The sequence below is a fragment of the Pseudomonas sp. GW821-FHT10C09 genome (assembly GCF_059415465.1).
Genome location: NZ_JBWKNG010000001.1, coordinates 281,612 through 292,868, shown reverse-complemented (window position 1 = coordinate 292,868; position 11,257 = coordinate 281,612). Strand labels below are relative to the sequence as shown.

General features: G+C 61.5%; 8 protein-coding genes and 2 riboswitches. Of the genes, 4 read left to right on the top strand and 4 right to left on the bottom strand.

Annotated elements, in window-relative coordinates:
* Positions 1-141: 141 nt before the first annotated feature.
* Together AC07N8_RS01310 and nfuA are read left to right on the top strand one after the other, a co-directional pair.
* Positions 142-2,439: a fatty acid cis/trans isomerase gene (locus AC07N8_RS01310; protein ID WP_493141961.1), complete on the top strand. Its 2,298-nt coding sequence runs from the start codon at positions 142-144 to the stop codon at positions 2,437-2,439.
* Between the two features lie 124 nt (positions 2,440-2,563).
* Entirely contained in the window at positions 2,564-3,148 is a 585-nt protein-coding gene (nfuA, locus tag AC07N8_RS01305) for a Fe-S biogenesis protein NfuA (protein WP_007941757.1), read from the top strand.
* A 170-nt stretch (positions 3,149-3,318) separates the two neighbouring features.
* Here the strand turns inward: nfuA and cobM are convergent, their stop codons facing one another.
* From cobM to AC07N8_RS01285, 4 genes are all read right to left on the bottom strand, one after another.
* Entirely contained in the window at positions 3,319-4,065 is a 747-nt protein-coding gene (gene cobM / locus AC07N8_RS01300) for a precorrin-4 C(11)-methyltransferase (RefSeq protein ID WP_483842409.1), read from the bottom strand.
* Between the two features lie 81 nt (positions 4,066-4,146).
* Positions 4,147-4,560 (bottom strand): cobalamin biosynthesis protein, encoded by a 414-nt coding sequence (locus AC07N8_RS01295; protein WP_483842408.1) that lies wholly within the window; start codon positions 4,558-4,560, stop codon positions 4,147-4,149.
* Positions 4,557-5,264 carry a CbtA family protein gene (locus AC07N8_RS01290; RefSeq protein WP_483842407.1) on the bottom strand — a complete coding sequence of 236 codons (708 nt, stop codon included), beginning with the start codon at positions 5,262-5,264 and terminating at the stop codon, positions 4,557-4,559. The genes AC07N8_RS01295 and AC07N8_RS01290 overlap by 4 nt, the downstream gene beginning before the upstream one ends.
* Before the next feature lie 11 nt (positions 5,265-5,275).
* Entirely contained in the window at positions 5,276-5,467 is a 192-nt protein-coding gene (locus AC07N8_RS01285) for a CbtB domain-containing protein (RefSeq protein ID WP_483842406.1), read from the bottom strand.
* A 120-nt stretch (positions 5,468-5,587) separates the two neighbouring features.
* Positions 5,588-5,815, bottom strand: a riboswitch (cobalamin riboswitch).
* A 177-nt stretch (positions 5,816-5,992) separates the two neighbouring features.
* Positions 5,993-6,204: riboswitch (cobalamin riboswitch) on the top strand.
* Between the two features lie 100 nt (positions 6,205-6,304).
* Here AC07N8_RS01285 and cobW point away from each other — a divergent pair.
* Both cobW and cobN read left to right on the top strand, forming a co-directional pair.
* The gene (gene cobW / locus AC07N8_RS01280; protein WP_483842405.1) at positions 6,305-7,378 is read left to right on the top strand and encodes a cobalamin biosynthesis protein CobW; all 1,074 of its coding nucleotides are present in this window, start codon (positions 6,305-6,307) and stop codon (positions 7,376-7,378) included.
* A gap of 3 nt (positions 7,379-7,381) precedes the next feature.
* The gene (cobN, locus tag AC07N8_RS01275; protein ID WP_493141958.1) at positions 7,382-11,176 is read left to right on the top strand and encodes a cobaltochelatase subunit CobN; all 3,795 of its coding nucleotides are present in this window, start codon (positions 7,382-7,384) and stop codon (positions 11,174-11,176) included.
* The last annotated feature ends 81 nt before the right edge of the window (positions 11,177-11,257 follow it).

Sequence of the window (11,257 nt, the reverse complement as noted above, 5' to 3'; positions counted from 1 at the left end):
AAGACCATGACGAAGGGGCGGGATCATAGCAAACCTGTGCGCTTTTAGAGCATCACCCGGTTTTGCATGAATATCGTTCATGTTGGTGGGGGTGCCTGACCGGTAGAATCGCGGCGATTTTTCATGATTGGGACCAGGGATATGTCGTATCGCGTCATCACCAGCATTTTCATGCTGCTTTTAAGCTGGGGCGCCGCTGCGCAAGGTCCGGCCATTTCCTCTGCGATTTCCTACAGCCGCGACATTCAACCGATCTTTACCGAAAAGTGCGTCGCCTGCCATGCGTGCAACGACGCCGCCTGTCAGCTCAATCTGGGCAGTGGCGAAGGCGCCGCGCGTGGCGCGACGAAAGTCCCGGTCTACGACGGCGACCGCAGTACCGCCGCCGCTCCAACCCGGTTGTTTTACGACGCGTTCGGCAAGCACGCCTGGCAACAGAAGGGCTTCTTTCCGGTGCTCGACGCCCAAGGCAGCCAAGCTGCGCTGATGGCACGGATGCTTGAGCTGGGCCACAAAACCCCGTTGCAACCCAATGCCAAATTGCCGGAAGACATTGTTCTCGGTCTGAACCGGGAAAACATGTGCGCCATGCCGGCGGAGTTCGACGGCTATGCCAGTTCACATCCCAAAGAGGGCATGCCGCTGGCGGTCACGGGCCTGACCGATCAGCAATACCAGACGCTGCAACGCTGGTTGGCGTCGGGTGCGCCGATCGATGAACAGGCGCTGATGCCGAGCGCGACAGAAGCGCTGGAGGTGGTGCAATGGGAAAACCTGCTCAACGCGCCCGGCTCCCGGCAAAGCCTGGTGGCGCGCTGGTTGTTTGAGCACTGGTTTCTGGCTCACATCTACTTCAAGGACGGCGAGCCGGAGCACTTTTTCCAATGGGTACGCTCGCGTACGCCCACCGGCCAGCCGATTGACCTGATCAACACCCGCCGTCCGAACGACGATCCAGGCACCCAGGTGTATTACCGCTTGTGGCCGGTGCAGGGGGTGATTGTGCAGAAAACCCACATCACCTATCCGCTGAGTGCGGCGAAGATGGCGCGGATCAAAAGCCTGTTCTATAGCGGTAACTGGCAGGTCAACGCCTTGCCGGGCTACGGGCCGGAACGACGGGCCAATCCGTTCGCTACGTTCGAGGCGATCCCGGCGCAGGCGCGCTACCAGTTCATGCTGGATAACGCCGAATACTTTGTGCGCACCTTTATTCGTGGCCCGGTCTGCCGTGGCCAGATTGCCACGGACGTGATCCGCGACAACTTCTGGGCGCTGTTCCAGGCCCCGGAACACGACCTCTATATCATCGACCCGAACTACCGCGGCCAGGCCACGCCGTTGCTGGCCATGCCAGGGCAGAACGATGACGTCGGCAGCGTCTTGAGCCTGTGGCATGACTACCGCGACAAACGTAACGAGTACGAAGCGCTGCGCCGGGACAGCTACGCAGAAGCTCCGGCGCCGAGTTGGTCGACCTTGTGGGCGGGGAATGACAACGCGCTGCTGAGCATCTTCCGCCACTTCGACAGTGCATCGGTGAACAAGGGCCTGATCGGCGATGTGCCGCAAACCATGTGGCTGTTCGACTTCCCGTTGCTGGAGCGCACCTATTACCAACTGGCGGTCAATTTTGATGTGTTCGGCAACGTCTCCCATCAGGCCCAGACCCGTCTGTACTTCGACCTGATCCGTAATGGCGCCGAGCAGAACTTCCTGCGCCTGATGCCGGCCGATTCCCGGGATGGCTACCTCGACGATTGGTACCAGAACAGCGGCAAATTCAAGATGTGGCTGGATTACGAGGCCATCGACGACGACACACCGACTGCGCTGAAACTCGACGAGAAAGACCCCAAGCGCGACTTCGCCCTGCAGTTGCTGGCCCGTTACGGCGATCTGAATGCCAAGCCCGATCCGATCAACCGCTGCAACGGCGCGTATTGCTCGCGACCGAACATCGATCCTGACTTGCAGAATGCCGAACAGGCCCTGAGCAGCCTGACATCGCGGCCGGCGGCTGGCTTGAAGGTCATCGACCAGTTGCCGGAAGCGACGATGTTGCGCATCGAAACGACGAGCGGCAAACGCGAGGTCTACAGCCTGCTGCGCAACCGCGCGCACAGCAACGTGGCGTTCCTGCTGGGTGAGTCGCTGCGCTACCAGCCGGGGCTCGACACGCTGACGATTTTCCCGGGCGTACTCAGCAGTTACCCGAATTTCATGTTCAACATCCTGGCCGACCAAGTGCCGGCCTTCGTTGATGCGATGGAAAACGCCAGGGACACCGACAGCTTTGAGAAAATCGTCGAACGCTGGGGAATTCGTCGCAGTCATCCGCAATTCTGGTTGTATTTCCACGACCTCAGCCGCTACGTCCACGAGACCGACCCGGTGGAAGAGGGCGTGCTGGACATGAATCGCTACGAAAACCTCTGACTCACCGCGATCTCGCTCCCACAGGGGATCAGGGGATTGTCGGAATCTTTCCCGACAAAAATACTAGGACTTTGTGCGGCGCGTTGATTGGCGTAAACTGCGCCCAAGCCTGCGAGGAGTTTCCATGACCGCTATAACCATTACCGACGCCGCCCACGATTACCTGGCTGACCTGCTCTCCAAGCAGAACACCCCGGGTATCGGCATCCGCGTCTTTATCACCCAGCCTGGCACCCAGTACGCCGAAACCTGCATTGCCTACTGCAAGCCGGGCGAAGAAAAACCTGAAGACACGGCGTTGGGGCTCAAAAGCTTCACCGCTTATATCGATCACTTCAGCGAAGCCTTCCTGGACGACGCGGTAGTCGACTACGCCACCGACCGCATGGGCGGCCAGCTGACCATCAAGGCGCCAAACGCCAAAGTACCGATGGTCAACGCCGACAGCCCGGTCAACGAGCGCATCAATTACTACCTGCAAACCGAGATCAACCCGGGGCTGGCGAGCCACGGCGGTCAGGTCAGCCTGATCGATGTGGTCGAAGACGGCATCGCCGTGCTGAAGTTCGGTGGCGGTTGCCAGGGCTGCGGCCAGGCAGACGTGACCCTGAAGGAAGGCATCGAGCGCACGTTGCTTGAGCGTATTCCCGAACTCAAGGGTGTTCGTGACGTGACTGACCACACGCAGAAAGAAAACGCCTACTACTAAGGTGTTCGCTGCGACATGAAAAAACGGCACCCGTGAGTGCCGTTTTTTTATGGGTGAAACTCACTGGCCCTTTCGCGAGCAGGCTCGCTCCCACATTGGTTCAGTGGCGTCCCCGGATTTTGAACACACCCGCATCCCCCTGTGGGAGCGAGCCTGCTCGCGAAGAGGCCCTATTGGCGATAGAGATGCGCATGCCCAGCGCGATACAGCGACGACTCGCTGAATTGATCACTCCCCAACACCCGTCCCACCAGAATCAACGCCGTGCGCCGAAACCCCTTGGCCGCAACCTTTCCGGCAATATCCTCAAGTGTCCCCACCACCCAATCCTGATCGGGCCATGTCGCCCGGTGGATCACCGCAATCGGACAGTCCGCGCCGTAATGCGGCAGCAGCTCAACGAGGATTTTCTCCAGATGATTCACACCCAAATGAATCGCCATGGTCGCCCCATGCTGCGCCAGGCTACCCAATTCTTCGCCTGCAGGCATGGCGGTCTTGTCGGCGTAGCGGGTCAAAATCACGCTCTGTGAAATGTCCGGCAAGGTCAGCTCAGCCCCTAAAAGCGCTGCACACGCCGCCGTCGCCGTCACACCCGGAATGATTTCAAACGCAATGTCGAGTTCACGCAGGTAGCGAATCTGCTCGCCAATCGCGCCATACAGACTCGGATCTCCGGAGTGCACTCGCGCCACGTCCTGGCCGTTGGCGTGGGCGGTTTTGATCAGATCAATGATCTGTTCCAGGTGCAATTCGGCGCTGTTGACCACCTGTTCGGCGCGATGGCCTTCCAGCACGGCTGCCGGCACGAGGGAGCCGGCATAGATGATCACCGGGCAGCTGCGAATCAGCCGTTGGCCTTTGACCGTGATCAGTTCCGGGTCGCCGGGACCTGCGCCAATGAAGTAGACGGTCATCGTCGTTTCCTGTGAAAAAAGAGGCTGGGCAACGCTTCAGATGAAGATTGCTCATGATCGAATGCGCGATTATCGGGGATTTTACGCAGCGCCGGCCAATGCCAGGGTCGCTTGCGCATATTTTTGTCGGGGGATCAGCAGTTTTACCGGCGCCTGAGCCAGCTGTTCGGCGAGTGCCAGGGCGGCACTTTCCGCTACGCCATAGCAGCCGGTGCGCTCGAACGCGATGTCGGAACGATGGCTGAGTCTGGCTTGATATCCGGCCAATTGTTCGCTGTTGAAGAACATCAACGGCAGTGCGAGTTGTTCTGCGAGTTCGATCAGGCCAGGTTCGTCGCGCTTCAGGTCAATGCTGGCGAGTGCCTTTATTTGGTGAAGCCCGATTTGATGAGCCTGCAGTGCCTGATCAAACAGTGCCCGCAACGTGCTGGCGGGGCAGCCGCGCTGGCAGCCCAGGCCGACCACTAGCGTCGGCGCTGTGCTGGCATCGGTCATGCGTGGTATTGGCCATCGCTTTTGCGGCGGAACAACCAGGCACTGATCAGGCCCAAGGCCAGCCAGAACGCCACGTTGGTCAACTGCGAAGCGATTTTGAATTGAGCTTCCAGGGCTTGCGGCGCGAGCATCGAATGCACTTCCGGTTGTGGTGCGCCAATCACGTGTGGAACGGCCAGAATCGCCACGCCCAGCACTTTCATCAGCCAATGACGGCTGAACACGATCAGCGCAATCCCGACGGCGGTGGAGGCCGCGGTGCCGATCCACCAGATCTGCCGTTGCGCCAGGTCCGCCGCAGCGGTGCCCGGCAGTTCAGGCGGCAGGCCCAAGGTGGGTGCGAGGACAAACGTCGCATAACCGGCCAGACCCCACAGCAGACCTTGAGCGGTGCTGTTGGGGGCACGCAGGGTGTAGAGACCGGCGAGCATCAGGGCGAAACCAACGGCCACCACCAGATTGCCGCCAGTGGTCGACAGCACGCGCTGCCAGCCGTCTTGCGGCTCCCAGGCTTCGGCGTCGTGGGTGTGTGCGGCCATGGCGCCATCGGCGTGTTCATGGGGTTGAACCACCGCCGGCTCGGATTTCTCGTAGGTTTCCGCTTGAAGAATCAGCGGTGCGACCCAGAAGCTTTGCAGCAGGGTCAGCAGCAGGGCGGCCAGTAGCCCGGTGAACCCTGCGGTTTGCGCAATACGCTTGATCATGTCGTCAGCTCTCAATGGCACGGGAACGCGGAGCTGTGACGGGTATCGTGCGCGGCGTTGTGCACCGCTTCGATGTGCGAGAAACCGGCGAAATACACAAGGCTGGCGCCCAGGATCGACGCGCAGATGGCGGCGGTCAGGCGTTGAGTCAGGGTGGAAGTGGTGCTGGTCGTTGTGTGGCCGGTGCTGCTGATGATCGACATGGCGCATCCCTCTGGTCTGTCAGCGGGTGAATAGAGCGCATGGAAAACCCCTGCGAGTCGGGCACGCAGACGTTCAAACAGCGCCCGCCCACCGCGGGTTTGTTGTTCAGTGATCGTAACGGTCACTTTGTGTTGCGGGCCGGTCTCCGGGCTCACGAGGGGCGCTGGCTTTCGCCTTGACCTGCAAGCATCACCTTCCCATGCCGAACTGCTGGCACAGTGGATTTGATGCTTCGCTCGCTTACCGTTGCGGGGGCAGCACCGGACTGACATGGCTTTGAGTAAAGCACATGATTCACCGGTTTCCCGTTTCACCCTGTGAAGGGCACCCGTAACAAAGTGCGTAGGAGAGCATGGCCGGGGGATTCGCGTCAATTGGCAAGGGTTCTCAACTCGAAGCCTTGTTGACTTCATCGCGAGCAGGCTCGCTCCCACATTGGAACGCGGTCACCTGTGGGAGCGAGCCTGCTCGCGAAGGGAGCGCCGCCAATGTCATGTGAACATTGACCCGCCCCAGCCCGATGCGTAGCCTTGCGCTTTCGAGGTTCTTCGGCGATTGCCGAAGCTAAGAAGGGAACGCGGTCAATGCCGCGGCTGCCCCCGCAACTGTGAACGGTTCAGTTTCTGCCATGCCACTGCATGCGCCAGCCATGGCGCGAGCGGGAAGGCGCAAAAACCGCCAGTCAAACGACTGGCCAGCCGTCAGCCAGGAGACCTGCCTCGACACAGATTCTGACTTTCAACCGGGCGGGGTGATCCGGTGGCGAAATCTTCCGCGCAGCGTGTGTTGCAGCGGTCGTCGTCCCGTATGCCCGCCACCTTGCCAAAGGGCATCCGATGAAAACACTGGCCAAACTCCCCGTCACCATCGTTACCGGCTTCCTCGGCTCGGGCAAAACCACCTTGCTGCGGCACATGCTCGACAACGCTCAAGGCCGTCGCATTGCGGTGATCGTCAACGAGTTCGGCGAGCTGGGCATCGACGGCGAAATCCTCAAGCAGTGCTCCATCGGCTGCACCGAAGAAGAAGCCAACGGTCGCGTCTACGAACTGGCCAACGGCTGCCTGTGCTGCACCGTCCAGGAAGAATTCTTCCCGGTGATGCGCGAACTGGTGGCCCGTCGCGGCGACCTCGATCACATCCTCATCGAAACTTCGGGCTTGGCCCTGCCAAAGCCGCTGGTCCAGGCCTTCCAGTGGCCGGAAATCCGCAGCGCCTGCACCGTTGACGCAGTGATCACGGTAGTCGACAGCCCGGCAGTGGCCGCCGGCACCTTCGCCGCGTTCCCGGATCAAGTCGACGCCCAGCGCAAACTCGACCCGAACCTGGACCACGAATCGCCGCTGCACGAGCTGTTTGCCGACCAACTGGCCAGCGCCGACCTGGTGATCCTCAACAAGGCTGACCTGATCAGCCCTGAAGACCTGGCGCGCGTGCGCCTTGAAGTCGCCGAAGAACTGCCGCCTGCGGTGAAAGTCATCGAAGCCAGCAGCGGTCGCGTGCCACTGGACGTGTTGATCGGCCTCGGTGCTGGCTCCGAAGAACACATCGACAGCCGTCACAGCCATCACGATCATCACCATGAAGGTGAAGACGGCCATCACGATGAGCATGACCACGACGCGTTTGACTCGATCTCCATCGAGCTGCCGCAAGCCGACGAAAGCCTGCTCATGGACGCCCTGACGCAACTGGTGGTCAAGCACGGCATCCTGCGCGTCAAAGGTTTCGCCGCGATCCCGAACAAGCCGATGCGTTTGCTGATTCAGGGCGTGGGCACACGTTTTGACAAGCACTTCGACCGTCAGTGGGGCGCCGAGGAAGCGCGGACCACGCGCCTGGTGTTGATCGGCCAGGAACTGGACGCCGTGCAGCTCGAAGCGCAATTGCGCGCCGCGCTCAGCGTTTAAGCCATGCACCTGCTCAGGACCCAGCCCGGCGGTTTCGTGTCGGATGACAACATCGCCGACCTTGGACAAACCCCCGCCGAGCTGGTGATCCTGTGCAGCGGCGATTCCAGCCTGGCGCTGCTCGCCGAAGCCGCGCAGCAACTGCCCGACGACTACCCGAGCGTGCGCCTGGCCAACCCGATGCAGGTGCAGAATCACGCCTCGGTCGATTTGTATGTCGATGAAGTGCTGCGCCACGCCAAGGTGATCCTGATCTCGCTGCACGGCGGTATCGCCTATTGGCGTTATGGCGTCGAGCGGCTGGTGCAATTGTCCGAGCGTGGCGTGCAGCTGATTCTGGTGCCGGGCGATGATCGTCCGGACCCGGAACTCAGCGACCTCAGCACCGTCGAGGCCTGCGACCGTGATCGGCTCTGGCAGTTTTTGCGTCAGGGCGGCATGAGCAATGCCCTGGACTTTTTCCGTTGCCTCGCCACTCGCTGGCTGGGCCGCGATTACGCCTGGGCCGAGCCGCAAGTCCTGCCGCGCACAGCGATTTACCACCCACAAAAAAGCCCCGCCGAACTGAGCGATTGGCAAGCCGACTGGCAAGCCGATCAACCGGTGGCAGCGGTGCTGTTTTACCGCTCGCATTTGCAGGCGGCCAATACCGCTTTCATTGATGTTTTCTGCCAGCGTTTGCAAGCGGCCGGGTTAAACCCTTTGCCGATTGCCGTGGCCAGTTTGAAAGAGCCCGGCTGCCTGACGGTGGTCGAGGATTGGCTGGATGAAGTCGAGGCGGGGGTGATTTTGAACACCACCGGTTTCGCCCAGTCCAGCCCCGAAGCGCCGCATTTGCGACCGTTTCGCCGCAACATTCCGGTGATCCAGGCGATTTGCGCCCAGGACAACGAACCCGGCTGGCGCGCCAGCGAGCAGGGCCTCGGCCCGCGCGACCTGGCAATGCACATCGCGTTGCCAGAATTGGACGGCCGGATCATCAGCCGCCCGATCAGCTTCAAGGACCTGGCGTGGCGCAGCGAGCGCAGTCAGTCGGACGTGGTGTGTTATCGACCGCAACCGGAACGCATGGACTTCGTCGCCGAACTGGCGCGACGCTGGATTGATCTGGCGCGGGTGCCGAACCGCGAAAAGCGCATCGCCCTGATTCTTGCCAACTACCCGACCCGTGATGGGCGGATCGGTAATGGTGTCGGCCTCGACACGCCGGCCGCTGCGTTGAACATCCTGCGTGCGCTACATCACGAAGGTTATCCGTTGCCGGCCGAGTTACCGGGCAGCGGCACCGCGTTGATTCAGCAATTGCTCGGCGGCGTCAGCAACGACCTCGACACCCTCGACCAGCGTCCGTGTCATCAAAGCCTCGCGCTGGACGAATACCAGCGCATGTTCGACGCCTTGCCCGAGGCCAATCGTCAGGCCGTGCTGGAACGCTGGGGCCCACCCGAAAACGACCCGATGTACCGTGGCGAACGGATGATGATTGCCGGTCTGCGCTTCGGCCTGACCTTCGTCGGCATTCAACCGGCACGCGGTTATCAGGTGGACCCGAGTGCGGTCTATCACGACCCGGACCTGGTGCCGCCTCACGGCTATCTGGCGTTCTACTTCTGGCTGCGCAACACCTACGGCGCCCACGGCGTGATCCACGTCGGCAAACACGGCAACCTCGAATGGCTGCCGGGCAAAGGCGTAGGGCTTTCGGAAAGCTGCTGGCCGGATGCGCTGCTCGGGCCGCTACCGAACATCTATCCGTTTATCGTCAACGATCCGGGCGAGGGCGCACAGGCCAAGCGCCGCACCCAAGCGGTGATCATCGACCACCTGATGCCGCCGCTGACCCGTGCTGAGACCTACGGGCCGCTGCGCAACCTTGAGCTGCTGGCCGACGAGTATTACGAAGCGCAACTGCTCGATCCGCGCCGCGCCCGGGAATTGCAGCGCGACATCCTGCAACTGGTGCGTGACACGCACATCGATCGCGAACTGCAACTGGACGAAAAACTCGACAGCGACGCTGATGCGGCGATCTGGTTGCCGCGGCTGGACACGTATTTGTGCGACTTGAAGGAATCGCAGATCCGCGATGGCCTGCACATCTTTGGCGAATCACCGACAGGGCGATTGCGCATCGACACCTTGCTGGCGTTGCTGCGGATTCCCCGTGGCGATGGGCGTGGCGCGCAATCGAGTTTGCTGCGGGCGTTGGCGAAGGCGTTTGAGTTGGGGTTCGATCCGCTGGATTGCGCGCTTGCTGATCCCTGGAGCGGTCCGCGTCCGATGGAATTGCAAACTGTCAGTGACGAAGTCTGGCGAACCGCCGGTGATGCCCGCGAACGCCTGGAATTGTTTGCCGCTCAACTCATCACCCACACTTTGTTGAACGAACCAGAACCCCCTCGCCACAAAGGCACCCTCCCACAGGGGGTACGCTGGGCCGAGGTGCATGCCATCCTCGACAGCCTGCGCGAAGTCGTCGCCCCACGCCTTGACGCCTGCGGCCCAGCCGAAATGCGCGGCCTGCTCGACGCCTTGAACGGCCGCTTCGTCCCCGCCGGCCCCAGCGGCGCACCCAGTCGCGGTCGTCTGGACGTGCTACCCACCGGGCGCAACTTCTATTCGGTGGACGTGCGCAACCTGCCGACCACCACCGCGTGGCGCATCGGCTTCCAGTCCGCCAACCTGATCCTCGAACGGCACCTGCAAGACCACGGCGATCACCTGCGCCAGCTCGGCCTGTCCGTCTGGGGCACCGCAACGATGCGCACCGGCGGCGACGACATCGCCCAAGCCATGGCGCTGATGGGCGTGCGTCCGGTCTGGGCAACGGGCAGTCAACGGGTCGACGATTTCGAAATCCTGCCGCTGAGCCTGCTCGACCGTCCGCGTGTGGACGTGACCTTGCGCGTTTCCGGGTTTTTCCGCGATGCCTTCGCCAACCTGATCCGTCTGTTCGACGCAGCGGTGCAAGCGGTCGCAGCGCTGGATGAACCCGACGACCTCAACCCCTTGGCCGCCAAAGTGCGCGCCGAGCGTGAAGCGCTGATGCAATCGGGTCTGGATGAAGACGCTGCAAATCGCCAGGCCGGCTGGCGAATTTTTGGTGCCAAACCCGGTGCCTATGGCGCCGGTGTGCAGGGCGCCATCGACGGGCGCCTGTGGCAAAGCCGTGATGACCTGGCCGAGGTTTACCTGAATTGGGGCGGCTATGCTTACGGCGGTTCCGACGAAGGCACCGCCGCCCGCGAACAATTCGCCCAGCGCCTGAGCCAGGTGCAAGCGGTGCTGCAAAACCAGGACAACCGCGAACACGACTTGCTCGATTCCAACGACTATTACCAGTTCCAGGGCGGCATGCTTGCTGCGGTGGAAAGCCTCAGCGGTGAAGCAGCGGCCAGTTACCACGGCGATCACAGTCAGCCGGATTTGCCGAAGATCCGTACCTTGAAGGAAGAGCTGAATCGGGTGATCCGCTCCCGGGCGGCCAATCCAAAGTGGATCGAGGGGGTAAAGCGTCACGGCTACAAAGGCGCGTTTGAACTGGCAGCGACGGTCGATAACCTGTTTGCCTTCGATGCTACGACGCAGTTGATTGACGATCACCAGTACGCGTTGCTGGCCGACGCTTATTTGCTCGACCCGGCGACGCGTAAGTTTGTTCGCGAGCACAATCCGCACGCCTTGCGTGACATGACCGAACGGATGCTGGAAGCGCAGCAGCGGGGGATGTGGAAGGAGCCGGGCGAATACCGTGAGGCCCTCGAAAACCTGCTGCTGGATATAGAAGAAGACAGCTGATGCACCTCAAATCCCTGTGGGAGCGAGCCTGCTCGCGAAGAGGCCATCACATTCAACATCATCGTTAGCTGAAAAATCGCC